The organism is Pullulanibacillus camelliae (assembly GCF_014642655.1).
Classification (GTDB): Bacteria; Bacillota; Bacilli; order Bacillales; family Sporolactobacillaceae; genus Pullulanibacillus; species Pullulanibacillus camelliae.
The window spans coordinates 13,966-40,257 of the sequence record NZ_BMIR01000010.1 but is presented as its reverse complement, the minus strand read 5'-3'; the positions used below and the strand labels follow the sequence as shown (position 1 = coordinate 40,257).

25 protein-coding genes are annotated in these 26,292 nt (G+C 42.0%); 4 read left to right on the top strand and 21 right to left on the bottom strand.

Features of this window, described 5'->3' with window-relative positions; all coding sequences use genetic code 11:
• Window positions 1-225: 225 nt before the first annotated feature.
• From IEW82_RS11310 to queG, 11 genes are all read right to left on the bottom strand, one after another.
• A complete protein-coding gene (locus IEW82_RS11310; protein WP_188693941.1) occupies window positions 226-1,965 on the bottom strand; it encodes a phospho-sugar mutase in 1,740 nt (579 codons plus the stop codon).
• A gap of 90 nt (window positions 1,966-2,055) precedes the next feature.
• On the bottom strand, window positions 2,056-2,739 hold the full coding sequence (locus tag IEW82_RS11305; RefSeq protein WP_188693938.1) for an HAD family hydrolase: 684 nt from the start codon (window positions 2,737-2,739) through the stop codon (window positions 2,056-2,058).
• 423 nt (window positions 2,740-3,162) lie between these two features.
• Window positions 3,163-3,570: a CBS domain-containing protein gene (locus IEW82_RS11300; protein WP_188694250.1), complete on the bottom strand. Its 408-nt coding sequence runs from the start codon at window positions 3,568-3,570 to the stop codon at window positions 3,163-3,165.
• Between the two features lie 52 nt (window positions 3,571-3,622).
• The gene (locus tag IEW82_RS11295; protein ID WP_188693934.1) at window positions 3,623-4,540 is read right to left on the bottom strand and encodes a ComEC/Rec2 family competence protein; all 918 of its coding nucleotides are present in this window, start codon (window positions 4,538-4,540) and stop codon (window positions 3,623-3,625) included.
• A gap of 113 nt (window positions 4,541-4,653) precedes the next feature.
• A complete protein-coding gene (gene yhbH / locus IEW82_RS11290; RefSeq protein ID WP_188693931.1) occupies window positions 4,654-5,799 on the bottom strand; it encodes a sporulation protein YhbH in 1,146 nt (381 codons plus the stop codon).
• A 202-nt stretch (window positions 5,800-6,001) separates the two neighbouring features.
• Complete coding sequence (gene lepB, locus IEW82_RS11285; RefSeq protein ID WP_188693928.1) at window positions 6,002-6,556, bottom strand: signal peptidase I; 555 nt, start codon at window positions 6,554-6,556, stop codon at window positions 6,002-6,004.
• Between the two features lie 190 nt (window positions 6,557-6,746).
• Window positions 6,747-8,639 (bottom strand): PrkA family serine protein kinase, encoded by a 1,893-nt coding sequence (locus tag IEW82_RS11280; protein WP_188693925.1) that lies wholly within the window; start codon window positions 8,637-8,639, stop codon window positions 6,747-6,749.
• A gap of 454 nt (window positions 8,640-9,093) precedes the next feature.
• The gene (gene trmL / locus IEW82_RS11275; RefSeq protein WP_188693922.1) at window positions 9,094-9,567 is read right to left on the bottom strand and encodes a tRNA (uridine(34)/cytosine(34)/5-carboxymethylaminomethyluridine(34)-2'-O)-methyltransferase TrmL; all 474 of its coding nucleotides are present in this window, start codon (window positions 9,565-9,567) and stop codon (window positions 9,094-9,096) included.
• A 101-nt stretch (window positions 9,568-9,668) separates the two neighbouring features.
• Window positions 9,669-10,586: an amidase domain-containing protein gene (locus tag IEW82_RS11270; protein WP_229672548.1), complete on the bottom strand. Its 918-nt coding sequence runs from the start codon at window positions 10,584-10,586 to the stop codon at window positions 9,669-9,671.
• 450 nt (window positions 10,587-11,036) lie between these two features.
• Window positions 11,037-11,570, bottom strand: coding sequence for a methylated-DNA--[protein]-cysteine S-methyltransferase (locus tag IEW82_RS11265; RefSeq protein ID WP_229672546.1), 534 nt, complete (start codon window positions 11,568-11,570; stop codon window positions 11,037-11,039).
• Window positions 11,571-11,627: 57 nt separating this feature from the next.
• Entirely contained in the window at window positions 11,628-12,782 is a 1,155-nt protein-coding gene (gene queG, locus IEW82_RS11260; RefSeq protein ID WP_188693919.1) for a tRNA epoxyqueuosine(34) reductase QueG, read from the bottom strand.
• A gap of 255 nt (window positions 12,783-13,037) precedes the next feature.
• Here queG and IEW82_RS11255 point away from each other — a divergent pair, with 255 nt between their 5' ends.
• The 3 genes from IEW82_RS11255 to IEW82_RS11245 all read left to right on the top strand — a co-directional run bounded on the left by IEW82_RS11255 (window position 13,038) and on the right by IEW82_RS11245 (window position 14,701).
• Window positions 13,038-13,703, top strand: coding sequence for a B3/B4 domain-containing protein (locus tag IEW82_RS11255; protein ID WP_188693915.1), 666 nt, complete (start codon window positions 13,038-13,040; stop codon window positions 13,701-13,703).
• A 99-nt stretch (window positions 13,704-13,802) separates the two neighbouring features.
• The gene (gene yvfG / locus IEW82_RS11250) at window positions 13,803-14,045 is read left to right on the top strand and encodes a protein YvfG (protein WP_188693910.1); all 243 of its coding nucleotides are present in this window, start codon (window positions 13,803-13,805) and stop codon (window positions 14,043-14,045) included.
• 125 nt (window positions 14,046-14,170) lie between these two features.
• On the top strand, window positions 14,171-14,701 hold the full coding sequence (locus IEW82_RS11245) for an HD domain-containing protein (protein WP_188693907.1): 531 nt from the start codon (window positions 14,171-14,173) through the stop codon (window positions 14,699-14,701).
• Window positions 14,702-14,962: 261 nt separating this feature from the next.
• On the opposite strand, the gene IEW82_RS11240 is transcribed toward IEW82_RS11245, so the two are convergent.
• The 3 genes from IEW82_RS11240 to IEW82_RS11230 form a co-directional block, all read right to left on the bottom strand.
• Window positions 14,963-15,712 (bottom strand): thermonuclease family protein, encoded by a 750-nt coding sequence (locus tag IEW82_RS11240; RefSeq protein ID WP_188693904.1) that lies wholly within the window; start codon window positions 15,710-15,712, stop codon window positions 14,963-14,965.
• A gap of 278 nt (window positions 15,713-15,990) precedes the next feature.
• Window positions 15,991-16,146, bottom strand: a complete 156-nt coding sequence (locus tag IEW82_RS11235) for a hypothetical protein (RefSeq protein ID WP_188693901.1) — start codon at window positions 16,144-16,146, stop codon at window positions 15,991-15,993.
• 252 nt (window positions 16,147-16,398) lie between these two features.
• On the bottom strand, window positions 16,399-17,310 hold the full coding sequence (locus IEW82_RS11230) for an AEC family transporter (RefSeq protein WP_188693898.1): 912 nt from the start codon (window positions 17,308-17,310) through the stop codon (window positions 16,399-16,401).
• A 381-nt stretch (window positions 17,311-17,691) separates the two neighbouring features.
• Between IEW82_RS11230 and IEW82_RS11225 the strand changes: the two genes are divergently transcribed.
• Window positions 17,692-19,020 (top strand): S8 family peptidase, encoded by a 1,329-nt coding sequence (locus tag IEW82_RS11225; RefSeq protein WP_188693895.1) that lies wholly within the window; start codon window positions 17,692-17,694, stop codon window positions 19,018-19,020.
• Window positions 19,021-19,305: 285 nt separating this feature from the next.
• Here IEW82_RS11225 and IEW82_RS11220 read toward each other — a convergent pair whose 3' ends face one another.
• The 7 genes from IEW82_RS11220 to IEW82_RS11190 form a co-directional block, all read right to left on the bottom strand.
• Window positions 19,306-20,763, bottom strand: a complete 1,458-nt coding sequence (locus tag IEW82_RS11220) for an MFS transporter (protein ID WP_229672544.1) — start codon at window positions 20,761-20,763, stop codon at window positions 19,306-19,308.
• Window positions 20,764-20,888: 125 nt separating this feature from the next.
• Entirely contained in the window at window positions 20,889-21,053 is a 165-nt protein-coding gene (locus tag IEW82_RS11215; RefSeq protein ID WP_229672542.1) for an ABC-2 family transporter protein, read from the bottom strand.
• Window positions 21,054-21,358: 305 nt separating this feature from the next.
• Entirely contained in the window at window positions 21,359-22,246 is an 888-nt protein-coding gene (locus IEW82_RS11210) for a proline iminopeptidase-family hydrolase (protein ID WP_188693892.1), read from the bottom strand.
• 326 nt (window positions 22,247-22,572) lie between these two features.
• Window positions 22,573-23,247, bottom strand: coding sequence for an ABC transporter permease (locus IEW82_RS11205; RefSeq protein WP_188693889.1), 675 nt, complete (start codon window positions 23,245-23,247; stop codon window positions 22,573-22,575).
• A 12-nt stretch (window positions 23,248-23,259) separates the two neighbouring features.
• Complete coding sequence (locus IEW82_RS11200; protein ID WP_188693886.1) at window positions 23,260-24,189, bottom strand: osmoprotectant ABC transporter substrate-binding protein; 930 nt, start codon at window positions 24,187-24,189, stop codon at window positions 23,260-23,262.
• Window positions 24,190-24,234: 45 nt separating this feature from the next.
• Window positions 24,235-24,891 (bottom strand): ABC transporter permease, encoded by a 657-nt coding sequence (locus IEW82_RS11195; RefSeq protein ID WP_188693883.1) that lies wholly within the window; start codon window positions 24,889-24,891, stop codon window positions 24,235-24,237.
• Between the two features lie 27 nt (window positions 24,892-24,918).
• A complete protein-coding gene (locus IEW82_RS11190) occupies window positions 24,919-26,061 on the bottom strand; it encodes a betaine/proline/choline family ABC transporter ATP-binding protein (RefSeq protein WP_188694238.1) in 1,143 nt (380 codons plus the stop codon).
• Between the last annotated feature and the right edge of the window lie 231 nt (window positions 26,062-26,292).

The following is a 26,292-nucleotide window of genomic DNA, read 5'->3' as shown; positions in this document are numbered from 1 at the left end:
TCCAAAACCTCTTTTCATCCAAGAAAAAAGATATCATACGTTAGGAGTAAAAGCAAAACCCTTAGAACGCTATATTATAGCAAACCACAGCAATTGTGCCAGCCCTTTCGGCTATAATTTTAGAAAAACTCGGTTATAGTCCAAGCCTTGCTTCTGCCTTAACAGCGCCAGTAAAGGTTTGTGACAGTAGGAAAAAGCCGAGCGCTAAGGCTCGGGCTTATCTTTTTAATCAACTAAGCTTTTAACGCGTGCCATCACATGCTCTTTAAGCATGTTTAACCTGGCATCACTCTCCCCACGACTTGCTGCCTTAACACCAAAGTAAAACTTTATTTTCGGCTCTGTACCAGAGGGTCTGAGACAGAACCAGGAACCGTCTGCTAAATGATATTTTAATACATTTGATGTCGGTAACGGAATCGATTCTTTTTCTCCATCGTTCACATATAGGCGTTCCGAGAGTTTATAATCCTCGATCACCGTCACGGATGCGCCGGCAACTTCTTTAGGTGGCTCTGAGCGAAAGCTGTCTAAAATCTTTTGAATCTGTTCCGTACCAGAGATGCCCTTTAAAGTTAAGGACTCAAGACCCTCGCGATAATAGCCATAAGCCTCGAAAATTTCTTCTAAGGCATCATATAAGGTCTTCCCTTGTAATTTATAATAGGCCGCGACTTCAGCCGCCAATAAGCAGGCCTGCACCGCATCCTTATCACGGGCAAAGTCACCAATTAAATAGCCATAGCTCTCTTCATAACCAAATAAATAAGTATGCTGACCTGTTTGCTCAAACTCGCGGATTTTTTCGCCAATAAATTTAAAGCCTGTCAGCGTATCAATCGTTGTCATGCCAAAAGCATCAGCAATGGCTCGACCCATTTCCGACGTCACTATTGTTTTTAAGACCGCTCCATTATTCGGCAACTTATTTTTTTGCTTTTTTTGTGCCAATAAATAATGCAAAAGGATAGCTCCCGTTTGATTTCCTGTGAGCACTACATAGTCACCCTCATGATTCTTAACAGCCACACCTACGCGATCGGCATCCGGATCGGTTGCCAACAGGATATCCGCCTGCTGCTTCCTACCATATTCAATCGCCAGTGTAAAGGCTTCATGCTCTTCTGGATTGGGCAGCTTAACTGTAGAGAAATTAGGGTCAGGCTCTGCTTGCTCTTGTACTGCTGTAACATGTTTAAAGCCCCAATTCTTCATCGCTTCCATCACCGGCTTATACCCCGTTCCATGTAATGGCGTATAAACGATGTACAAGGAATCAGAGGCCTCCGCGATCACGTCTGGATTGACAATGATCGTCTTCAATTGCGCTTGGTAAGCTCGATCAACCGTATCCCCAAGAAGCTGCAGCAAGCCTTTTTCCTTAAGCTCGGTTTCTTCGGCAACTTGAATGGCCAACTCATTTTCCACTTTATTCACATAAGTGACCAGGGTCTCAGCCTGTGCCGGGGGCATTTGTCCGCCATCCTCATTATAGACTTTAAAGCCATTGTATTGCGGGGGATTATGACTGGCCGTAATAACAATCCCCGCTTGGGCTTGAAGATAACGCACGGCAAATGAAAGCTCTGGAGTGGGCCGAAGTGATTCAAAAACATAGGTTTGGATGCCATGCTGACCTATAGTCTTCGCAGCCTCCATTGCAAATTCAGGAGATTGATGTCGAGAGTCGTAAGCAATGACTACGCCTTTATAAACAGCCTCTTCTCCATGAGCTAATATGTATTGCGCCAAGCCTTCAGAGGCCTTGCGAATCGTGTACACATTCATCCGATTCGTACCAGGCCCTAGCTCGCCACGCATCCCTCCTGTGCCAAATTCAAGCGTTTTATAAAAGCTGTCCTCAAGTAAGGCTTCATTGTCAGCAATAGCTTCCAGCTGCTGTCTTAGGTTTGGATCAAGCGCCTCATCCTTCATCCACTTTTCATAAGCGACTTTCCATGTCATGCTTCATTTCCACCTCAACAATAAATAATAAAAATGATTCTTTAACCCTATCATACCTTATCTTTTAAGCGATTGCTTCACTCAACTCATTTATTTTGAAGGCTCCGACCCTTTTTCTTCTGAAAAGGCTTCTAAGAGTTCCACTAGTGTCACCTCAGCCAATGACTTCAGCTTGCGATCTGCTTTGGAAAATTCGAGAGCCTTTGTCACTTCATTAGGAATAACCACGCAATACAATCCAGCAGCTTTGGCAGCGATTAATCCATGATAGGAGTCCTCGAAAGCAATCGCCTCTTCTGGCTTCACTCCAAGTGCTTCTACAGCTTTTACATATAAAGCAGGGTCAGGCTTCACCTTTTCCACATCATCCGCTTGAACAATGACCTGGAAATAGGCTCTAATTCCTAAACGCTCCAAATGCCCCTGAGCCCAGTGATTGCCGGAGCTAGTGGCTAAGGCAATTTTCAAACCGCTTTGTTTCGCCGCTTCAAGAATAGGAAGGACACCTGGAAGAATCTCCTCCTTCTCAATGAAAGTCGCTATCCGTTTGCTTTGTTCTTTTAATAGCTTGTCTCGATCAACCTGATGTTCTATCTGTTCGGCTAAATAATCCGCCAAGTCAAAGCTCTCATCCTGAGTGCCCGCTAGATTAGCATAAACCTCTATCGGAAATTCCGCCCCATACTCTTTATATAAATCCTTTGTTGCTTTATAGATGGCCGTTTCTGTATCTAAAATTAAGCCATCGAAATCAAAGACTAATGCTTTTATCATAGCCATACCTCCTCATCTTGTTACAGTGTACCAAAAAGTGAACGGAATTTCTGTAACGATTGAGAAAAACCGGGTAAAGTTGAAGTATGTCCGGCCCTGTCTGGGCATTGAGCACCATCATATTTAGAAGATGCTTCGTTGCAAGGTCAAGGAGATTGGGCGCAAGGCGCGGGAGATTCAGAACACTCTCAAGTCGTGTGTTCTCGAGCGTCGCTGACTCTCGATGTGATACTAGAGTCCTGCGGGAAGTGGGAGATCGATAAGCCTCCGCAGCGCGAAGGCGCGAGAGACTTGCCACTCCCCCGCGGAAAGCGAGCGGCCTGGAGCGGAAATCCGCACCGTCCTCATGACCAGAAATTTTATACTTTTTTTCTTTTCAAAAAGAAGCCCCTGAAGTACTCAGGAGCTTCTTTCGGGGGAAGATTATTGAGGACGCGATGGAGTCGAAATCGTATTTAAAGCCTGTCCGGCTTCATGCTGCGTCTCATTTTCAGTAGCAAGGTCACCCAGAGAGACCATGCCGACCAATTGTTGATTATCTATAACCGGCAGACGACGAATTTGGTGCTGGGCCATGATTTGCGCCGCTTCATTAACATCCATATTTGGATTCCCAGATACAAGATGTTCATTGGACATACATTCAGACACCTTGGCCTTTTCATTGCCCCCTTTAGCTGTTGAGCGCAGAGTGATATCACGGTCAGTGATAATCCCTTTAAGCTGACCATTCTCAACAACTGGAAGGGCACCAATATTATTTTGACTCATTAATTGCGCAGCTTCCTCAATGCTTTGATTAGGCGATACAGAGACAATATGATTTGTCATAAGACTTCCTAATTTTTGTGTCAAGCTTAACGACCCCCTTCACATCATAGCGTTACCTGTTCGGATTTTTTTCATTAATCCTTTTTTTGGATTTTTTTATTGGTGTGCGGTCCTGAGCATTGGGTCCTCCAAAGGAAAAAATGATCCTTTGCCCATCAGAGTGGGCGATAATCGTTCCATGGATATCCGTTCGATAGGTAGGTATCCTTAGATAACGCAAGCGTTGTATGACTGCATGAGATGGAAAACCAAACATACTGCGCTGTGCAGAAGTGATGACTGCGGCTTCAGGATTGACTCTTTTTAAAAAGGGTAAGGTTGTACTCGATACACCACCATGATGCCCGATCTTTATCACATCCGCTTTCACATTAATATCTTTTTCTAATAGCTCTGTCTCACTTTGCTCTCCAGCATCGGCCATGAATAAGAAGGTATTTTTCTCATGGACCAGCTTAAGCACGAAGCTGTAGTCATTCAAATTATCATAATTTCCTTTTAAAGGCGCTATAATATTGATCGCAACACCGGGTTCAACATCGATTTTATTTCCTGCCTTTGCTTTAAAAACCATTACTCCTTGTTTTTTCACGGAATGATGCAGGGCTTTAAAAGCACGTGTATAGTGAGTCACATCAGGCATATAAAAGGCCTTGACATGAAAATTTTCCATGATTGCTGCCATTGCTCCAATGTGATCGTGATGGGGGTGGGTGGCAATAATGGCATCAAAGCCCTCAATATTTAAAGCATGAAAGTACCTAATGACTTTTTTTTGCGTTTTGGCACTGCCGGAATCAATCAAAATATTTTTATGCTGTGGGGTCTGAATTAAAATGCAATCAGCTTGTCCTACATCGATGAAATGGACATGTAGCTCATTTTGCTGATCAGAGGGCTCAAATGCTTTGGCAGGGGAAAGCGGAATGATATAACAAATGAGGATGAAAATAGCCAATAGTCGCTTCAAAAGTTTCCCCTCCTACAAGAATGTACAATTAGTTTTCCCGCTTCAAGCAGAGTTATTTAGCTTCTCAGTTTTTTCTTAAAGGAGGGGAGAAAAGGTTTATTCATTCTCAGTTTTTAAGAGGTTGCCTTTTCCTTCACAGAAAAGAAGTGCTTCAATGCAGGATAAATATCCTGTTTATCCTTAAAAATAAAAAAACGATTTTTTTCATTTTTAATTTGTTCATAAACCTTCATCAATGTTGACTGCCGATAATAAGGGTTGATTTCTCCATATGAAAACAATGTAGATAAGGCGGTTAACTTTTTAACCAATTCGACACACTTATTATTATCTGAAGAGAGATTGTCACCGTCGGAAAAATGAACGGGGTAGAGATTATATAATTTTGGCGAGTAGCTCTCTTCGATCATCTCTAAGGCTTTTTCATACACAGAAGAACAGATCGTTCCGCCACTTTCCCCCTTAGAAAAGAATTCCTCTTCATCACACACCCGCGCTTGAGTATGATGGGCAATATAAATAATCTTGACAGAGGCGTATTTCGTCTCCAAAAACCGCTTCATCCAGAAGAAAAAGCTGCGGGCAATGTATTTTTCAAAAGCCCCCATGGAACCGCTCGTATCCATCAGCGCAAAAACCACAGCACGGCTTTCTGGCTTTCTCACATCTTCCCACGTTTTAAAGCGCAAGTCATCACGTGTTATCGGATAAATGCCCGGTGTCCCTTTGATTGTATTGCGCTTCATCGCTGAGAACAGCGTCCGCTTTTTATCAAGATTCCCCATAACACCGCTTTTGCGGATATCGCGGTAAATAAATTCCTCGACCTCGCCTTCATTCCCATTCTCTTTTTTCTCTAAAAAGGGAAGTTCCAAATCCTTAAATAAATGGGCTTCAATATCATCTAATGACACATTGGCTTCATAATAATTTACCCCTGGTTGATCGCCTGCCCCTTCGCCCTTCCCTTGTGATTGCGCTGGAAGCTTGCCAATGGTGTCACCCACTGCACTGCTGCCATCCCCTTGCCCAACCTGACTTGAATCATTACTCCCATACCGCAGCTTATACTCATCCATCGAACGCACCGGTAATCGTGCCATGCCTTCACCATTTGTCATAATAATGCTTTCCTCACTCAACAAGTGCGCGAGATTATTTTTTATCGCTTCCTGTACCTTTTCATCGTGCCGTTGTTCATCCTTTAAGGCTTTGTGATATAAATCCCAATGACCATAAGAAAGGTTAAAATCTTTCATGAGCAACACTCCTAGTAGGATAAGTTAGCCTTTATCTCATTTTATGCGCACGTGTTCCATTTCTACACGATTCTTTTTAAAAACGGCGCTGTTACAGCACAATAAACAACACTGCAGAGCCTCTTGGCCCCACAGTGTTGTTTTTAATTTTTACGCTCCAATTCAATTCCTTTAACTTCAAACTTCATCAGAAGATGCACGATTAATGCATCCATTTCAATTCATCAAATGGCCAATAACGAATATTAACCTTACCGACGATCTTATCCATATCCACAAAGCCAAAGACCCTGCTGTCTTGACTATTGCGGCGATTGTCTCCTAATACAAACACCTTTCCTTTAGGGACTTTACTTTGACCGGTAATGCTCTCCAGAGTAAAGTTATTGGTTAAATTTCCTGTTACAAGTTCTTGTTTGAATTGTTTTAAATAAGGTTCATTGTATTTTTTCCCATTGATGTACAATGTATCATTCTTGTATTGAATGGTATCTCCAGGCAGACCAATCACTCTTTTTACATAATCATCAGTTGGGGTGGCGTGAAAAATGATGATATCAAAGCGCTTCGGCTGTTTGAAATCATAGTCAATCTTATTCACGATCAGACGATTCCCATTCTGTAAAGTTGGCATCATTGAACTTCCATCCACGACATAATTTGTAAAAATAAAGCTGCGTACGATAACTGCGATAATCACTGCGATGGCAAGCGCCTTAATCCATTCAAATACTTCACTTTTTCCCCTTCGCTTCATCCACACTTAACCTCCAACTGTCTATACACACATGAACAAACTTCCTAATGTTCTTACTTTACCATGTTTTAACTGGCTTTCTCAACTTCACTTGCTTGTTCTCCACCCACCATTTTCTCCAGGTTTTGTGGATTTATAACTCCTATTTCTCACTCCTTACTATTCCGTATATTGACCCTTTTTATCGCGATCAATAATGCAATAGAGAACCAACATACTCAACGACATCCTCAGCAGCCCTTGGGGAATAGCCATACTTATCGACTAGCCGCGCGATCACATCCTTTACAGCCCTGCTTTTATCACCAGCTGCGTGTGAAAAAGAGGTATTGACCTTAATGACTTCCTTAAAGTCTGAAAATAGTTTTTGCTGAAGCGCTTTATAGAGACCCTCGTGCGAATGGATGCTAAAGGTCTTTCCTTTTCGTGCATAAGTGGAGGCACGAATTAAGATCTCTTCACGGAATCCACGCTTGGCACTTTCAGAGACCCCAATGTGCTCCTCTATCGACCGCATCAGCTGTTCATCTGCTCCTTGTTCGCCCGCAGTAATTGGATCGACCAGCGTTTCTTCCTGACAATAGCGCTCAATATTATCTAAATAAAGATTTAATAAGGCTTCTGCCGAGTCCTCGAAGGATTCAATAGAGGCCATCTGTACTTCTTTTTTGACAAGGTTATCGTATTCCTCTCGTGCCAGCATGATTAAATTAATATATTTTTCCCGATCCTTTTCACCAATTGTAGAGTGATCACGAAGCCCTGCTTTAATCGAACGAAGGATGTCCAGCGCATTCACTATGCTGTCCTCTTTTTCAATCAGGGCAAGAGAAATGCGATTCATAATAAAACGAGGATCAATCCCTGACATACCCTCATCATGATGTTCATTCTTAAGTTCTGTCACATCTTCCTCTGAAAACCCTTCGACATGCTCTCCATCGTAAAGTTTAAGCTTATGCAGTAAATCAATTTGTCTAATTGAGGAGGATTTTAATCGCGTGAGAATTGAAAAAATTGCCGCTATTTTTAAAGCATGCGGTGCAATATCAACATCTGAAAGCTCACTTTCGCGAATCATTTTTTCATAAATTTTTTCCTCAGCACTCGCATGAAGTGTATAAGGCACTGGAATGACAAGCATTCTCGAACGCAAGGCTTCATTTTTATCATTCTGAGTAAAATAACGAAATTCAGCTTCATTTGTATGGGCAATGATAAGTGGATCAGCACTGATCAAAGAATAGCGCCCTGTCTTAAAATTCCCTTCTTGGGTTAAGGACAATAAATGCCATAGAAACTTTTCATCTGCCTTCAGCATTTCTTGAAATTCCATCAACCCGCGATTGGCAATATTAAGTTCTCCATCAAAGCGATAGGCACGAGGATCAGATTCCGTTCCATAGGTCGCAATCGTCGAAAAATCAATGCTTCCTGTGAGCTCAGAAATATCCTGTGACTTTGGATCTGAAGGTGAAAAGGTTCCGATACCGCGGCGATTATTTTCTGAAAAAAAGACACGCTCTATCTTAACATCTTCAATCTTACCGCCATACTCCTCTTGAAGACGCAAAGCATTTAATGGCGTGAGTTGCCCTCTTATGCGAATACCATATTCCTGATAAAAGTCCTCTCTTAAGTGTTCAGGGATCAGGTGAAGCGGGTCTTCTGCCATCGGACAGCCCTTAATAGCATAAACTGCCCCCTGATCGGTTCTTGTATAGCGCTCAAGCCCTTTCTTCAATTGGGTCACAAGTGTTGATTTTCCGCCACTTACAGGGCCCATCAATAGAAGGATACGCTTTTTAACATCTAATCCTTTGGCTGCTGGATGAAAATATTCCTCGACAAGGCGTTCGAGTGTGTCTTCTAGGCCGAAAAATGTTTCCTCAAAGAAATGATAGCGTTTATGGCCATCAACTTGACTCACTCCCTGTGAAACAATCATATTATATATACGGCTGTGGGCAGATTGACCTATCCACGGTTTTTTCTTTAGTAAATCCAAATACTCAGCAAACGTTCCTTCCCATGCGAGTGCCTTTTCAGGTGACTGTTCATTGACCTTGTCTAAAAACCCCATAAAATCCCTCCCATTAAAAAAGGTCTACTACAGTCTATGCAACTCGACGCGTTTGTTATCATAAAGTCTTTAAATCTAAAAAGGTGTAAAAAGCTGGATGAAAGCTTACAATTTTTTTGATAGACAATGCTTAACAAGGTCTAGCTCAGCTATGCATGGCATCATTTCTGAAAAAATAGACAACCTTCATTTAAGCGTATACATAGGCCCGTTGTTTCGCTATAATAGGAAGAGAAATGCAAGGAAAGGGGCGCTGCACAATGCATATGTTTTTAATATTAATTGTCATCATTTCCTTCTTTGCCGCTATCTTTACAGCTGGTTACAATGATGCACCTGAAGCGGATAAGTATTGATTCACACAAGAAAGAGCGTCCCGCCTGTTAAAGGGAAAGGGGCGCTCTTTCTTGTATTCGTAATAGTCATAAAAGGGCCCTCCCTCGGGACAAGCCTTTTATGAAAGCGTTGGGTAGCCTTGTTGTTTAAGTGCTTCATAAACCATAATCGCTACTGTATTAGAGAGATTAAGCGCAGGCACATGCTCTCCCATTGGAACTCTTAAACACCGCTCGCGATTTGCTGCCTTTAAATCATCTGGGAGCCCATCCGACTCTCGTCCAAAGACAAAGAAAATCTCTTTATTTCTATCACTATAATCAAAGTCTGTATAATGATGTTCACCAAACTTTGTAAGGTAATAGTAATCACCTTCCGCATTCTTAGAAAAGAAATCATTTAAATGATCATAATATCTGATATCAACATACTGCCAATAATCCAGCCCAGCTCTCTTAAGCATCCTGTCATTCGTAGAAAAACCAAGTGGACGAATCACATGCAATGGCGCATTAATAGCCGCACAGGTTCGTGCGATATTTCCAGTATTAGCAGGAGTTTCCGGCTGGTATAGGACGACATTCAAACCCATTTCAAGGCACCTCGTTAACTCTAACTCTTATTTATATATTTCCTTCATCCAGTATAGCATCATTTGATCCGTTTATAAAAACCAAACCATTAGGACCATCGTCAGTCATTAAAATGATAAAATTTATATTTAATATTTTGTGTCCATGCCGTCGAATCCTCATACGCCCAATATCTGTGTCTGGAATTTGTAGTATGCGCATTGACCAATGGCATCCCTTTTCCATCCTTCTCTGTCACAATGGTTGAATGATCCCAGTGCCCATCACCTTCAAAGTCATAGCAAATCACATCACCTGGCTGTAGCTGTTCAGGATGCTCAACGGCAACAGCACCAAGCCTATTGCCCTCACTTGCTAAATACCAACGAAAAGAGTGAGCGACAGCCCAGCTCAAGCTCCAGCGATTGCCTTCATACCACCAGCCTGAATGTTTATTGTATTGACCATTCATTGGACCGCCGCCTGCAAAAACACATTGTGAAACGTAATTTGTACAGTCAACATCAAAGGCTCTAAACTTTGGATTATAGGCATCCCACCACCGATCGGCATACTTGACCGCTGCCAAGCGATCATAGATAATCCCTTTGCCTTTCCCCTTTCCCTTCCCGGGCATTCGCCATTCATCCTGCGGCAATTTTGTTGGTACGTCTTGGACATCCATCACGGAGCTTTCCACTGCTCTGCTACTATCTTTGATTAACTCCCCTTCCTTAAAGGTAGCCCGCCGCTTCGTCTGAACATCTTCGAAAAAGAAGGTGTCTTGTTGCTTCTGAAAGAGCCGCAGCCGATAAAAGTAATCCACTGTTCTTTCTGAACCATGGACAGTTGTACCTAAAATATTTCCAGAGACCTCTGCCTTTAAAATGTCAACACCGCGCTCCCTTAGTCCAGCCTTTTTACGATGTATCGCCTTTTTCTCTTGATCTTCCATAAGCTGATAGCGATCTAAATTACGCTCAACCCAGAAATCACTCAGTTTTTGTAAATGGAGTTTAAGCTCATTTTGCCACGCCATGCCCATTCCGCCTTTCGCCCGTTATACTAAACTATATGTAATGGCTGGATAAAATGCTTAATTGGAAGAATGTTTAACATTACATCCCGAACGATTAGAACGCACTCTAAACAACCACAGGAAGAATAGTTCAAGCTTAGCCGCCAGGGATGAGCGTGACAAAAGGGAGAGACAAAGGAACAAATACCAGTTTCAAATTAACAAATAAAGCTCAAAGTTTCCGAATAGAGAGCAAATCCAAGGGGCAAGTTTCCGAATCGAAATGCGAGCGTAACAAAAGGCTGAGGTAATTTAACAAATGGAAAATTCAAAATAACAAATTCTGATGGCATTAGAAAACTGGCTATCGCCAAGCCCCAGATGGCGAAAGTCAAAGCCCGACTTATACTATCTTCCTTTGAGAGCATCAGTGAAGTTATAACTTCTTATAGTAAAAAAAATCTGCTGAATCTATTCAGCAGCTGCAAGGTATTTTTTCTCTAAGTCTAATAAGATTTCTTTTTTATCTAATCCGCCACCGTAGCCAACGAGTGCGCCATTAGAACCGACGACCCTGTGACATGGAATTAAGATGGAAACAGGGTTTTTATTATTTGCACCCCCAACGGCTCGTACGGCTTTAGGGTTACCAATGGCTTCAGCAATTTCTTTATATGACCGCGTTTCACCATATCCGATGTCTTGGAGAGCGTGCCATACCTTTTTTTGAAAGGGTGTCCCCTTTAAACAAATGGGCACAGTAAATGTCTGACGCTCACCTGCAAAGTATTCTTGCAATTGCCGAATAGGTTCAGAGGTATGTTCAGTATCATGGACAATGTCACTATACAATAAGACTTTGCTTGCCCATGCTTTCATCTGTAGTTCTACTTCCTGAATGGAACCGAAGGCGATATAACAGACGCCTTCATCGATACAGCCAACCGTTAATGTACCGATGGGACTCGTCATTTCACCCACATAGATCAGTGGTGATTTTCCCACTTGAATCTCTCCCCTTCTTATTGTGTCATGCAACAATTCGGTTAGTTATATCATAATTTATTTTTCTAACAAATGTGTTAGAGAGTGTTTAATTTCTCTTAAAACTTGGGGATCTACCTCTTGTTCTAATGCGTGTTTTAACCTCTCACTCACCTTATCATAAACTTTAGGTTCTTGCTTAGCAATTTCCCCCAGTGCCCATGCGGCAGTCCCTCGAATAACAGGGCGTGGGTCCTTTTCCATACAGTCCAACAAATCATCAACCGCTGTAGCATCCTTATAATTTCCAAGGGCGATAATGGCATTGCGCTGTATCGGCTTTTTCCCTCGCCATGAACCTGCCATTTCCCCAAAGGTTTCCCTAAACTGACGGTTGCTCATATGCAATAAACTCTTAAGCTCGGGTTTTACTTTTTCAGGGTCAGGCTCCATTTCCATATGATGATGCACATTCATCCCTCTGTTATAAGGACAGACCTGCTGACAGGTGTCGCAGCCGTATACTCTATTTCCAATAAGCTTGCGATACGGCTCTGGGATAAAATCCTTTTTTTGTGTGAGAAAAGCAATGCATTTTTGGGCATTTAATTGGCCCCCTTGAACAAGTGCTCCGCTTGGGCACTTATCCACACATAGATTACAATCCCCACATAAATTTTCGACTGGCTGGTCAGGATGAAAGGGAATGTTTGTCAACATTTCACCAAGATAGACATAAGAACCGTAGTCCTTAGTAATTAAATTCGTATGCTTCCCAACAAATCCGATTCCTGCACGCTCAGCAACAGCGCGATCAGACAATGCTCCTGTGTCGACCATTGATTCTATCAATGCATCTGGAATATGTTTAGAAATAAAGGCCATTAGCTGCTCCATTCGGCTGCGCAGGACATCGTGGTAATCTTGTCCCCATGACGCGCGCGCGAAGTTTCCCCGACGCTTTTCACGCGTATTTTTCGGTCGATTCTCCATTTTCGTTGGATAAGCAAGAGCAATAGAAATGATTGAACGGGCTTCAGGCATGATTGCCCTTGGTTCTGTACGCCGTTCGATATCCTTTTCTTCAAATCCAGACTGATAGCCTAAGGTGCGTTGCTGATATAGACGGGCTTTAAGCTCAACAAAGGGATCCGCTGTCGTAAAACCAATTTTATCTATACCAATGCGTTGACTATAGTCAATCAGCTCGTGTTTAAAAGCAATTAAATCCATAATATCCCTCAGTTATTCCCCATGTAGCGGGCAACATGTTATTATTAATAGGAGAACATAGGTCTGTTCTCAGATGATGTGTGAAGCTCAGTCTTTTCTTGTATAAAATACCTTATTTTACTGACAGGCTATAAAAAATAACTCACTCTACTTCCTTCAGTAAAGCATTGAGATGTGATCACTCAGGTCGATTGATGTATTGTTTGTAAATCCGTTCAGAGCATTTTAAACAAAGTTAAGGAGGCTTCCTCTCAAATGACAGGCACACTCTCCAAGACACTTACTCAGACGATCCCACATTTTAAAACAGGATGGATCCACTATCATGATATCGTTGTTAGTGATTCACAGCAATTATTAAAGGGGCGTTTAACCTACTTTAGTGAAGAATTAATGTTGGAACTAGAGGAAAAAAGTATCAGTGACCTTCCAAGAGTCAAGGAATGGCGGCAGATTTTCAAGCAGCTTGGGACTGATCCTTCTCGATATCGTCCGTCACATGAAGCCCTGCTTAGACGCATCCGGCAAGGAAAAGCATTGCCACACATTCACACAGCGGCAGATCTTAACAATTATTTTTCCGTCCGTCATCAGCTTCCGATGGGTATTTATGATCTAGATAAAATCAATGGTTCCATTACCATTCGTGTAGGCACTGCCTCTGATCACTATGAAGGTCTGAACGGTCGGGACATGTCTATGGAGGAAAAACTCGTATCGGCTGATGCTTTAGGAGCATTTGGCAGTCCTATTGTGGACTCCAAGAGAACCATGACAACAACGGACACAACAGCGGCTATACAATTGATCTATTTCACCCCATCCATGAACCGTGATGAATGTGAAACGCTTTTAAAAGATATGGCTGATTTTTTCTTACAAATCAATGGCGGTGAAGCCAACTGGCTGTTGACAGAATAAAGAAAACTTGACTTATTTGCAAGTCTTAATGAAATAGCAAAGAAGCAAACAGGCTTTATTTCGCTAATGCTAGTAACCTATTTACAAAGAGGTGCAGGAATGAATACCGATATTTTCAGTGTTGATTATTTTAAAGAAGCTTTAAGAATTCATATTGAAAAGAATAAAGACGCAGTCAAACCGATTCATGCCGCTAACAGCTATTACCGTTCTATTGTCGCTTCGGTTATTTATGATACGCGCCATAAAAAAATGGATCTGATCTTACGTCTACGCAATCTCGACCAAGCTTATAATGAGATTAAAGCTGAAATAAGAGAAAAAGCATCCTCAGGGCAATAAACCTCTGGATGTTTTTTTCTATTTTTGCAACAGTTTTTTAGGCTTGCACTGGAAACGCTTCACATGATATAGTCTACAACAATATATCTTATGCTGTGGATAACTTTCTTAAGGAGGTCTTTGTTATGAGACAGGTCACATTGGAAATGATCTTCAAACATCCCATTACACAAAGATACTTGCGGCGTTCCGGTATTGCCCACGCCGTAAATGTTGCTGAATATGCTTATACTTTTGCAAAGCAAGCTGATGTTGACCCTGATTTAGCAACTAAGGCTGGCCTTTTACATGACATCGGGCACTATAATTGGTATAGAGACGGAGAATGGGATTTTAGCCTTTATCGCGATAACGATATTCATGCGATCAAAGGGGCTAATCGCGCACATAAGCTGCTCATCCGCATCGGTGAAAATCCTAAAGCCGCTAAAGCGATTGCCCTCGCCATCCTTTTGCATACCGATTCCTATTTACCTGAGGGACAATTACATTTAAGCCCCTTACAACGTGTTGTGGCGTTAGCTGATGAAGCTGATGAAGAGCCCGCTGGTCATCATCATTATAAGCAAATCGATAAAGGAACAGCCCTTGCGCGTCTCATTGCCTTGGATCAACTGATTGATCAAGATCATCGGACAGCTGCTGGAAGTGCTTGATCAGGATACAACCAGAAAGCTTATATTCAGTTAGCCCATGTACTCTTCTCACAAGATGATCGAGAACAGGCATCCCTTCTTGAGGGATACCCTTTTTCTCCTTCCCCCTCATCCTTTCCTTTTCAACCTGAGTTCCCTTTTCAATTTATAACAATAAGATGATTAATAGGCTGGATCACCCTAAGTGATATATAGAGGTATTGATTACGAGGTTTTTCAGACGGTTCACGTTAAAAAGGCATTATGAACAGCCCTATAGCTTTATTTTACCGCTCGAAATCCTGCTTGTTCCGCTTCCTTTACCGTATTAAAGCATCGCTCAGCTTTGGTGCGTCCATAATAGGCATCAGTTGGTAAATGATAAATTTTTCCTGATTGACTGATATTTCCCTTAACCTTTTGATGACAGTTTCCATTCTGATCCGGAGCAAAGCCACCCTTTTCCGATTTTGGTGCTGTCACTGCCGTTTCCTGACCGCTTTTCATGACTTCTGGATGATAGCCATCATCCTGAACATAACCGGCAACACGCCATATATTTAGCTTTCTGTCTTGTGCCTTCTTCTCAGCTTGCCGATATGTATCGAGATATTTCGTATTGGGTGGATAGACATAGGCCACGCGTGCAAGTCCCTTTTCAAGGAGGAGCTTTTCTACTGATTTTCCGCCGATGAAAAGATACGCAAGCACCCGTCCGTATTTGTCCCTTCCCCCATTTTTCGCCAGCTCAATCTGAATGGTCTTGCCTTCTAAAAGCTTTTTCGTATAAGCTGCTGCCTGTTGCCCATAAGGCTGAACACCAAGAGTCGGATGGTGTGTCTCAGGGGTATCGACCAATAAAAAGCGCACCGTTTCCTCCTTCCCATTTAATTTCACTTTAATCGTGTCCCCGTCTATTACTCTTGTAACTGGAACAGTCTTAGTATTCGTATTCTCTGAACTTTGGGCACTAAGCTGGCAGCCGCTTAAAACCAGGCAGCACACCACCAAAACACCTAACCATAATTTCATAAACTCTCTCCTATTCTAGCCATTCTATTGACATAATTCATAACATAGGGACTAAGATGTTAAAGCATAGCATTCTTTTTAATAAGGAGCTCAGGAAAAAATACTAATAGCATAAAAGAAGATAAATAAGGGGGAAACTATGGAGTAAGACACATTATATAATAAATCATCCGTTTTCGCCATGGCTTACTGACAAAAAACTAGACATTATAGGTCCTCGCTAATGGCAGGGCTTTCATTTTTTCTTGGTTAATGCTGACTAGACATGACTACACCACTTACTCATTGAAGTGATGTACTTGTGCATGAGACGCCTGCTCTTTTTCCATTTTTTTAGCCATCCAAAATATAAAATGAATTTCCTTCATTGTGAGTTGTCTATTTAATCTTTGCTCAAATTCTTTTCTTAGTCTCTCTTCAAATTCCACTTTCATCCTCTACATGACCTCCCTTTGAAAAACATCACTCTTCAGGTTCATTGCTGCACGCCTCTTTCTATCTCATTAACACAGCGTATTCATTAGTTTAGACACTTACACTAATGGGTAAATACCCAATTCATATTTGACTCAAACCTTATTTTTAAAAAAACTTCCATACTTTCATTTAAATAAGAAAAAGTCCCTTGGCTACTCCAAAGGACTTTATTTTCCTATAAATCTTTTAATAGTCACATTCATCTCTATTTAAATGATAAAATTGCCAATTCCCCACAAAAGAAAAAAGCTGATGAGAATGGTGAGATTGGATACGGTTCCTGCGAATCTCTGATCATAGCCAAGTTCTATTGCATAGGGAAGCACGGAAACAGAGGTTGGGAGAATAAGACCTAATAGTAAAGTATATTTAAACATGTCACCCATTGGTAGAATGAAGAATAATAAGATGCCCAGAGCTAACCCGATGACATAACGAATCGACATGAATTTTAAAATTAATTTATTATAGCTTTTATCAAAAGAAAAATTAAGGTAGAGTCCTAATAAAAGCAAGGACATTGGCATATTGGCAACAGAAATGAGCTTCGACACATGAATCACTGGTGCCGGAAGATGCCAGTCTAAGATGTTAAGGAGACACACAATCATATACGTCATAAAAGGAATCGATTTTAACATTTTCAACATAATAAATTTTACATCAAGCTGCACGTCTTCATTGGAATAGAAGCTCCCAATAATGTAAATCAAGCCAAAGACAATAAAAGCATTGCCAACATCAAACATGCCGAAATACTGAAGTCCCTTTTGCCCCCAGATTCCCTCAACTAGAGGATAGGCAAACAGCCCAATATTAAATCCTGGGACCATCATTCCTAGCATCCCTTTTATCCTTCTTGTTTCCTTTTTATAAACCAATAAGCCAATGCTAGCAATCAATCCCCCATAAACGATGGCACTTATGATCAATAGCACAAGGGAAAAATCCAATGTCATATCATTAAACGTTACCACAATAAGGGCTGGTAATGTGAGGTTAAAGACAATTCGCGAAAGCCCTTCACCATCTTTTTCTTTGAGAATATTAAACCGCTTAAGTAAATAACCTAAAGCAATAATGATCACTGAATAGATAAATTGTTGATTAAACCCCGTCAAAAGACATTTCTCCTTAGCTCCCTAGAAGTTACAGTCATTCAACGTTCATTATATACTCTTTCCTTCCTTATTTGTTGAAATCTGCTAAGAAAATTCAACTTGCACCCTCTACAAGCACTCCTGATCTGATTTTTCAAATCACATACTAAGATGCCCGCTAGCCTCATACTCAGCGCGCGGGATAGATTGCTCTCTCTTAATATCTTCTCATTGAGGAGGTTTTGATGAAACCAAAATCTCATATCGCCTGGTCACTCCATTTTTCGCCTGCTACAGAATTAGAGACAAGCGCCAATCGTTGCTAAAATTGGACCTTTACCGTTTCACCATGCTCCTTTCTCTCATAGTCTGTTAAAAATGATAGAAAGGGTAGTGATAGATATGTTTGGCTATTCTATGATTCAATTTGTTCGCTCTGAAGCCCATAGACTTGACAAACCTCTAAGAGAAGCCATAATCCATCTCTATAAACCTTTTAAGTGGACCCCTTGCTTTCTTCATCAATTTTTTGAAGCTTCACTAAAAAAATACAAAAAAATGACAGTCGTTATAGAGTTTAAAGAAGGACAACATGATCAAGGGTGCATCGAAGTCAATAAGACCGTTCAAAAACACGCTAGAAACAAAATTCGTAAGTCCTTTCCACGCATTTCTTGTTGTACAGCCGACGTCACACCAAAAGGACTTGAAAACCTACTCACCAATAATGACACTATTCATAAGGTGTACTTCAATACCGAGGTACATGCCATGTTAGACGTGGCGGTTAATGCCGCCCATGCCAAAAATATTAAAAGAAATCAAACGCAATTAACCGGGAAGGGTACAACCGTTGCCGTTGTAGATACTGGTATCTATCCTCATGAGGATCTCTCTGGAAGAATCAAGGACTTTGTTGATTTGGTTAACAATAAAACAACCCCCTATGATGATAACGGTCACGGTACACACTGTGCAGGAGACGTTGCCAGTGATGGCTCAGCCTCTTCTGGACAATACCAAGGTCCTGCTCCAGAAGCCAATCTTATCGGTGTTAAAGTGTTAAATAAAATGGGTTCCGGCTCCTTGGAAACCATCATGCAGGGGATTGACTGGTGCATCACTTACAATGAAGAGCATGCGGATGATCCTATTGATATTATTAGCATGTCACTTGGGGCACCCGTCCAAAACTATCCTAACGAAAATGCCGACCCCATGGTAAAGATGGTTGAAAAAGCTTGGGATGCAGGGATCATCGTTTGTGTAGCTGCAGGAAATGAAGGTCCAGATGCCAATACAATATCAAGCCCTGGCATTAGTGATAAGATCATTACCGTCGGGGCTTTGGATGATAATAACACAGTTGTTCGCGATGATGACATCATTGCCAGCTTCTCTAGCCGTGGACCGACCCCCTACGGTATCACAAAGCCAGATATCGTTGTTCCTGGTGTCAATATCATTTCCTTACGCTCCCCTAATTCTTATTTAGATAAAACACAGAAATCAAGTCGTATCGGCACACAATACTTTAGTCTATCTGGAACGTCAATGGCCACTCCTATCTGTGCAGGCATTGCTGCATTAATCAAGCAGCAACGCCCTGATGCCTCACCAGACCAAGTAAAGGAATGGATTAAAAACGGTGCCGATCTTTGGACAGATAAGGCCCCGAATACCTATGGTGCCGGTTATATCAACGCTGAGAATAGCGTACCCAAAAATTAAATAGAACAATTCACCAAAAAGCATGGATGACTTTGCATCCATGCTTTTTTTACTACTGCTTTATATAGATCATTAAAACTTGGCCTGTACCGCCTCGCTGGATACTCTTGATATGATGGATTAGAGCGCACGCGAAAAATTCGGGAACACTCTAAAATCTTACGTCGCGAACCTCTGCTGACTCACGATGTGATACTAGGTCCTGAGGGAAGTGAGTGCCTACCATTGTAATCAGCCCTCAAAACGTTATGCCTTTTTATTATTTGAAAAAAACTATTAGTCATGCTAGCTGAGTTGATTTGTCTGCTTACCTGTACTCCGAAAATACGAAGCAAGAATGGCAAGGATCGTTAAAACCATCATAACAATAAACGCTAGACGATAGCCATTAGAAATCAAAACGATATCATGCGTGTTAATTTGCGCACTTGTTCCGGCATAAATCGTATCTTTCAACCGCGGAGGAAGTGCACTGGTCACGATCATTAATGACAAAGCAGTACTGATGACCTGACCCATGCTCTGAAGCATTGAGCGCAGTCCGTTCGCAACCCCTCTTCTCTCCGTTGGAACAGAAAGCATGATCGATTGGGTATTCGGTGTTTGGAAAATCCCTGTTCCTAGTCCAATTAATAGCTGCCCAAGGCTGATCCAGAATAATGAAGCATCTGGTCCGATATTCCAAACGAGAAGACACATACCAATACAGGTGCCGAGCAATCCAGACGTCGATAAGAGGCGTGGGCTATATTTAACCGTTAATGCCCCAACAATAGGTGAAGCAATGATCATGCCAATCGTCACAGGCAACACCTTTAACCCAGCAACAAAGGCATTTTCATGATCAACCACTTGAAAGAACAACGCAATCAACAGAACGATAGACGAACGAGCAAGTGAATTAATAAAAGTCGCCACGTTTGCCATTGTATACGCGCGTTCACTGAATAAAGAAAAGTCGATCATTGGGAATCTCGCTCCTTTTTCAACCCATACGAAGGCAAGAATAAAGATGACAAAGGCAACGAGCCCAATCATAACAGATGGACTGCTCCACCCGACAATTCCCCCTTCAGACAGAGCAAAAATCAACCCACCAAGCCCTAAGAAAACCGTGATATTTCCCAGCCAATCAATGCCTTCTCCACGCGCTTTGCCAGGCACTGGTCTCAAGACAAAATATCCCCAAATGACCCCGATAACACCAAGCGGCACATTGAACCAAAACACCCAACGCCAGCCTAAAGCAAACCCCAATCCCCCACCGAGTACAGGACCTGCAAGCTGGGCAATGGAGGCAATTAGAACATTCACACTTAAAGCCGTTCCTAACCGCCGCTTATCAAACGCATCGGTGATAAGCGGCGTTGTATTCGTAATGACGAGTGCGCCCCCAACAGCTTGTAAAATGCGTAAGAGGATCAGCACCCAAATGTTAGGAGAAAAGCCAATCAATAAACTCACAATCGTAAATTCACTCAATCCAAACAAATAAAGCTTGCGCCGGCCATAGATGTCCGCAAGCTTTCCAAAAACTAATATGAGTACTGTGTTAAACAACATATACGAAAGCAAGATCCAGTTGGAAGCCACCGCTCCAGCATGAAAATGATTCGAAACCTCTGGCAAAGCTACATTTAACGTACTCAAGTTTAACATTGATAATAAAACACCTAAACTTGTCACAGACAGGACAAGCCAAGGATACCGCTTATTTTCTTTCATACTACCGCTTCTTTCCATCAAACAAATTCTCTTCACGCCCATACAAATAGGAATGGTTTATTACCATTCCTATAGCCACCGTATATTATACGCTTAATCCTAATGATTTAAAAATAATTAAGACCCTGTTGAGCGATAATGCCTCATTCCGATTTGCCAAACACCAAGACAAGGCAGAATAAAAGCAACAACCCAAAGCGGAATGAGCATATATTGAAAGCCTGATGAGTCGTTTTTCCCAGCAGATATAACAGCGGTAAATATTTTGTGCAGCCAAAAGGAATGACAAAGGTGAAAAAGCGAGTCACCCTTTATAAATAAGAAAAGCCGGGCGAAGAGCATTCCCGGTCCTTGTCCTTAGTATAGAGCATCATCTAATATGAAAGAGGCTTCATTGCCTGGTCAAGTGGATGGGAGCGCTGACTCATGATGCAGAGATTAGAGTCCTGCGGGCAGTGGGAGAAGCGGTAAGGACCTTAGTAGCGCGAAGGCACGAGGAGGCTTACCACTCCCCCGCGGAAAGCGAGCGGCCTGGAGCGGAATCGCGCACCGTCCTCATAACCAGAAATTTTATGCTTTCTTTTCTTTATAAAAAAACTTCAGGGAGTTCCCCCTAAAGTCCTTTTACACGTCTTTCATTCATTTCTACATCGTGTAGAAATTGACGTATGACGCGACGATATTCTTCCGGCTCCTCTATATAAGGTACATGGGCACTTTTTTCAAAAACGTGCAATTGGGAGCCTGGTAGCTTTTTACTATAAGACTCTGTTGTTGCAGGCGTTGCTTCGTCATAACGTCCGCAGGTGAAAAGTGCTGGGATGCGAATTTCTGATAGACGGTCTGTAACATCAAAGCTTTTGAGATTCCCTGTTGTATAAAATTCTGATGGCCCCCACATCGTATGATAGACCTCTTCATTAGATTGTGCTTCCTTCGGCCGGGGTTCTTTCGGCTTTTTTCCAAAGCGATTGACAAAGTGCTTATTAAAAACCTTCACGGCAGCTTTGTACTCTTCAGAATCCGTCATCCCTAGTTTTTCACACTTTTCCAGTGTTTTTTGTACATCTACAGGCAGTGCTTTTCGATGTTCCTCTTGGTCCTTCGCCCATTGCGGAGCACTTAAACAGGGCCCAGAAAAAATGATGCTATGAACTCCTTGCGGCTGCGTTAACAAATAGGATGCGGCCAGCATCGTCCCCCAAGAATGTCCCAATATATGAAGCTGCTGAAGGTCAAGCGCTTCACGGATTTGTGCCAATTCATCAACAAAACGCTCAATGTGCCAAAGTGAGGGATCTGTCGGGTGATCAGAACGCCCTGAACCCAGCTGATCATAAAAAATGACTGTCCGCTCATCACCAAGGGCTTCTAACGCCTTCATCGATCGATGTGTTCCACCAGGACCCCCATGGAGCAGAATAAGGGGCAGCTTCGGTCCCACACCCACTTTTTTATAATAAATGTTCCCACCTGTCACAGAAATGTAGCCTTCCTCCATCGCGATCATTCCTTTGCTTCATTCTAGTCGTTGCTCTTATTATAGGGAAACCTTGTATCCAGTGCTAGTCCATTTCGTGTATAATCATATAACACACGATGACCTAAATTATTAGAAAACTTGACTTGCACCACTTCGCTGGTACTCCTGATGTGATTTTTGCCAATCACACACTTAGGGTGCCCGCAAGCCTCAGGTGGCGAAAGTCAAAGCCCGCCTTATACTCCCTTCCTTTATGAGCGTCAGTGAAGTTATACATTCTGATAGTATAAAAAACAGTGCTCACTTTAGCAGTGTGAAGCACTGTTTTAAACCGGTTCAGTTGGCTAAGCTGCTGCTTTAAGTTTTTTCAACCCTTTCCCCTTAACAGAGGATAGCAGGCGTTCTAACCAGCCCATGATCAAGTCGGATATGACGGCCATTACAGCAGTAGGAATTGCGCCAGCGAGAATAATAGAACCCCCATCTGTCGCGTTTGTTCCACGAATAATGATGTCCCCAAGTCCTCCTGCTCCAATAAAAGCACCAATAGCAGTTATCCCAATTGCAATAACTAGCGCAGTGCGCAGTCCTGCCATGATTACCGCGAGCGCGAGTGGTAATTCTACCATTTTTAATACTTGGAAACGGGTCATTCCCATCGCATGCCCTGCTTCTAATAAAGCACTATCCACACCACGAATCCCTGTATACGTATTGCGAATAATCGGTAAGAGTGAATAAAGAAATAAGGCAAAGACAACCGTATTCGCTCCGAGCCCTAATACAAGCATTAACATCGCCAGCATGGCAAGTGCAGGGATCGTCTGAATGATATTCGCAATCCCTAGGACCCATGGGCTTAACTTGGAATAACGTGCAATGAGAATCCCAACAGGGATGCCAACAATCGCAGCAAATATCACGCCATATGCCGCCATTAAAAAATGCCGATAAAATTCGGTCCAAACATAACTATAATTTTGCCCATAATAGGTGACTAATTCACTCAAAGTATCCATGTTCGCCCCTCCCTACTTCTTATCTTCAAAGTAATGATGCTGTTGCAAAAAATTCTTGGCCACCACACTCGGTTCTTTTAGCTCAACATCAGCCTCATAATTCATTTGTGTCATGGCCTTTGTACTGATCTTGCCAACAAGCTTTTGTAGAATTGTCTTTAATTCTGGATGCTTGCGCAGAATTTCATTACGTGCAACGGGTGCAGCATCATAAGGTGGAAAGAAATGCTTATCATCCTTTAGCGTTTTAAGATCAAAAGCCTTAATTCGTCCATCTGTGGAATACGCTAAAACGACATCCATTTTATTATTCGCCACTGCCTTATAAACGAGTCCGATTTGCATGGGATAGGCATCAGCAAATTTAAAGCCATATGTTTTTTGGAAGCCGTCATAACCATCGCCTTTACGATGCACCCATGAGTTATCGACCCCAAACTTAAGTTGATCCGCATATTTCTTTAAGTCAGAGACCTTTGTGAGGTGATCCTTTTTTGCGAGATCACCCCTTACCGTGAAAGCATAGGTATTTTCAAAGCCATAAGAATCAAAATACGTCTGATTAAATCGCTTTTTAAAGGCCTTTTGCACAATGGCCATCGCTTTATCCGGATCTTTCACTGGATCCATCCCCAAAGCTCCTGACAAATCCGTTCCCGTATAACGAGTGGGTGTGATATCTACTTCCCCGTTCACCATTGCTTTTTGTTGGACAATTGATGAACCGAGATTACCAATCGTATCGACATGTAGGTCTGTATAATGCGTAATCATCTGGCTGACGATATTCGCCACAATAGCCGATTCTGTCGTTGAGATATAGCCTATCTTAACTGTATCCTTCGATGATCCACTCAGTCCTGGCAGAGCCACACTCGAACAGCCCGTCATTGCAACCAGCAGTATCATCGATAGAAGTATGAATAGTACGCTTTTTTTCATTGAGGTGCTGTCCCTCCTTTTCTCATACGCTATCTTGTCTTCTATTTAATAAGCAGTCTCCTCAGATCGCTTAATGCCTTTCGGTGTTAACCATTTTTCTAGTCTTCCTAAGATAAAATCCATAATAAGCGCTAGCAACGTGGCAGGAATTGCTCCCGCTAGAATCAATGAAGGCTGAAAGAGATTTAGCCCATCGAAAATAAAGTCTCCTAATCCTCCTGCTCCAACAAAAGAGGCAAGCGTAGCCCAACCAATCAGATAGACTGTCGATAGACGAATACCAGCCATTATTACTGGAACAGCAAGCGGCAATTCGAGACTAAAAATTAATTCAAAGCTTTTCATGCCCATCCCTTTACCCGCCTCTAATAGATTCTTGTCCACACCTTTGATTGCCGTATAAGTGTTGCGCAAGATCGGCAGCATTGAATAGATAAATAGAGCGACAATCGCTGGGTATTTCCCCACTCCAAGAATCGGAATAAAAAAGGCAAGAATGGCTAAGCTAGGAAAGGTTTGAATGACATTGACAAGTCCAATGACCACGCCAGAAAGCTTTGGTGTACGAGATAAGCCAATGCCTAAAGGAATGGCGACGATGATGCCAAGGACAACAGCTATGATAGAGATATAGAGTTGCTCCCAGGTTTTAAGCAAGAGCTGTCCACCATTTGCCGATAAAAAATCTATAAAAGCTCCCATAAGAGTCCTCCTCATCTAAAAATCATCTTACGCATGTTTTTGATCCGCCACATCTTCTCCCCAAATTGAGTCATAGACAAGATCAGCAAGACTTGCACGTGTGACAATCCCTACCAGCCTTTGATCGCTGTCCACAACAGGCACATACTTTATACCTCGACGAATGATCTTGTGGACGGTATCACGTAATAAAGCGTTAGAAGGAACAGAATAGATTTCTCTCGTCATCACTTCTCCAACTGTACGTGCTTTTTTCCTCTGTTCATCAATGGTTTCCACATCAATAAACCCTTCAAGACGTTTCTCCTGATCCACAACAAGAAGTGAATCCACCCGTTTATCACGCATGACTTGAATAGCCTCAGCTAATGTGTTTTCTTCTAATATCACAGCTGGTGTTTTACTCATGATTTGGTCAACAGTTTTGACAGTCGGACGACTTTGGATGAGACGATCCTTACCAATAAATTCTTCTACAAAATCATTGGCCGGATGACGTAAAATCTCTTCTGGTTCTCCCATCTGTACGATTTGACCTTCACGCATAATCACAATCTTATCTGCAAGCTTAATGGCTTCATCCATGTCATGAGTGACAAAAACAATGGTCTTTTTCAAACGTTTTTGCAGTCTTTTAAATTCCTCTTGTAATGAATCTCTTGTGATGGGGTCAAGTGCACCAAATGGTTCATCCATTAAAATCAGAGGGGGATTAGCCGCAAGGGCGCGGAGCACGCCAATCCGTTGTTGTTGTCCTCCACTCAACTCATGAGGATAGCGTTCGAGAAAGCTTTCGTCCATATCCACTAGTTCCAAAAGCTCTTCTGCTCTAGCTCGCCTTTTTGTATTTGGCCATTTAAGAAGTTTCGGGACGAGAGCGATGTTCTGACGAATGGTCATATGGGGAAATAAAGCAATCTGTTGGATGACATATCCAATAGAGCGTCGCAGTTCAACTGGATTTTTATCCATAATATCTTCGCCTTCCAAAAGAATCCGACCTTGCGATGGTTCAATAAGGCGATTAATCATCTTCATGGTTGTTGTTTTTCCACACCCACTCGGACCGATAAAGACAACAAACTCACCCTTCTCTACTTCAAGAGACATATTATCCACTGCTTTTTTGCCTTCCGCATAAACCTTTGATACATGGTCTAATGTCAGCAAATTCATGCCACCTCCAAAATTTAAACTGAATCCTCGGAAACGCGAGGGCAATAAATGTTCTATTCTTTTTAATCAACATTATCAGTATAATGTAAAATTTATATTGTATAAAGTTTGAATAAAATACATATAACCTATAATTTTTATAAAATATATATTGTATAAATCATAATCATACCTATTCTTTAAATTTCTAGTGATTTCGCCCAAATACAAGCAAATTCATGTTTT

Bases quoted from the DNA above. Each gene is read 5' to 3' on its own strand.
- IEW82_RS11255 (WP_188693915.1), top strand. From the start codon at position 13,038: ATGACAGGCACACTCTCCAAGACACTTACTCAGACGATCCCACATTTT.
- IEW82_RS11300 (WP_188694250.1), bottom strand. From the start codon at position 3,570: ATGACAAATCATATTGTCTCTGTATCGCCTAATCAAAGCATTGAGGAA.
- IEW82_RS11240 (WP_188693904.1), bottom strand. From the start codon at position 15,712: ATGAAATTATGGTTAGGTGTTTTGGTGGTGTGCTGCCTGGTTTTAAGC.
- IEW82_RS11305 (WP_188693938.1), bottom strand. From the start codon at position 2,739: ATGATAAAAGCATTAGTCTTTGATTTCGATGGCTTAATTTTAGATACA.
- IEW82_RS11280 (WP_188693925.1), bottom strand. From the start codon at position 8,639: ATGGGGTTTTTAGACAAGGTCAATGAACAGTCACCTGAAAAGGCACTC.
- IEW82_RS11195 (WP_188693883.1), bottom strand. From the start codon at position 24,891: ATGGGAGCTTTTATAGATTTTTTATCGGCAAATGGTGGACAGCTCTTG.
- IEW82_RS11205 (WP_188693889.1), bottom strand. From the start codon at position 23,247: ATGGATACTTTGAGTGAATTAGTCACCTATTATGGGCAAAATTATAGT.
- yhbH (WP_188693931.1), bottom strand. From the start codon at position 5,799: ATGAAAGATTTTAACCTTTCTTATGGTCATTGGGATTTATATCACAAA.
- queG (WP_188693919.1), bottom strand. From the start codon at position 12,782: ATGGATTTAATTGCTTTTAAACACGAGCTGATTGACTATAGTCAACGC.
- IEW82_RS11220 (WP_229672544.1), bottom strand. From the start codon at position 20,763: ATGGAAAGAAGCGGTAGTATGAAAGAAAATAAGCGGTATCCTTGGCTT.
- lepB (WP_188693928.1), bottom strand. From the start codon at position 6,556: ATGAAGCGAAGGGGAAAAAGTGAAGTATTTGAATGGATTAAGGCGCTT.
- IEW82_RS11235 (WP_188693901.1), bottom strand. From the start codon at position 16,146: ATGAAAGTGGAATTTGAAGAGAGACTAAGAAAAGAATTTGAGCAAAGA.
- IEW82_RS11210 (WP_188693892.1), bottom strand. From the start codon at position 22,246: ATGGAGGAAGGCTACATTTCTGTGACAGGTGGGAACATTTATTATAAA.
- trmL (WP_188693922.1), bottom strand. From the start codon at position 9,567: ATGGGTTTGAATGTCGTCCTATACCAGCCGGAAACTCCTGCTAATACT.
- IEW82_RS11270 (WP_229672548.1), bottom strand. From the start codon at position 10,586: ATGGCGTGGCAAAATGAGCTTAAACTCCATTTACAAAAACTGAGTGAT.
- yvfG (WP_188693910.1), top strand. From the start codon at position 13,803: ATGAATACCGATATTTTCAGTGTTGATTATTTTAAAGAAGCTTTAAGA.
- IEW82_RS11245 (WP_188693907.1), top strand. From the start codon at position 14,171: ATGAGACAGGTCACATTGGAAATGATCTTCAAACATCCCATTACACAA.
- IEW82_RS11225 (WP_188693895.1), top strand. From the start codon at position 17,692: ATGTTTGGCTATTCTATGATTCAATTTGTTCGCTCTGAAGCCCATAGA.
- IEW82_RS11200 (WP_188693886.1), bottom strand. From the start codon at position 24,189: ATGAAAAAAAGCGTACTATTCATACTTCTATCGATGATACTGCTGGTT.
- IEW82_RS11310 (WP_188693941.1), bottom strand. From the start codon at position 1,965: ATGACATGGAAAGTCGCTTATGAAAAGTGGATGAAGGATGAGGCGCTT.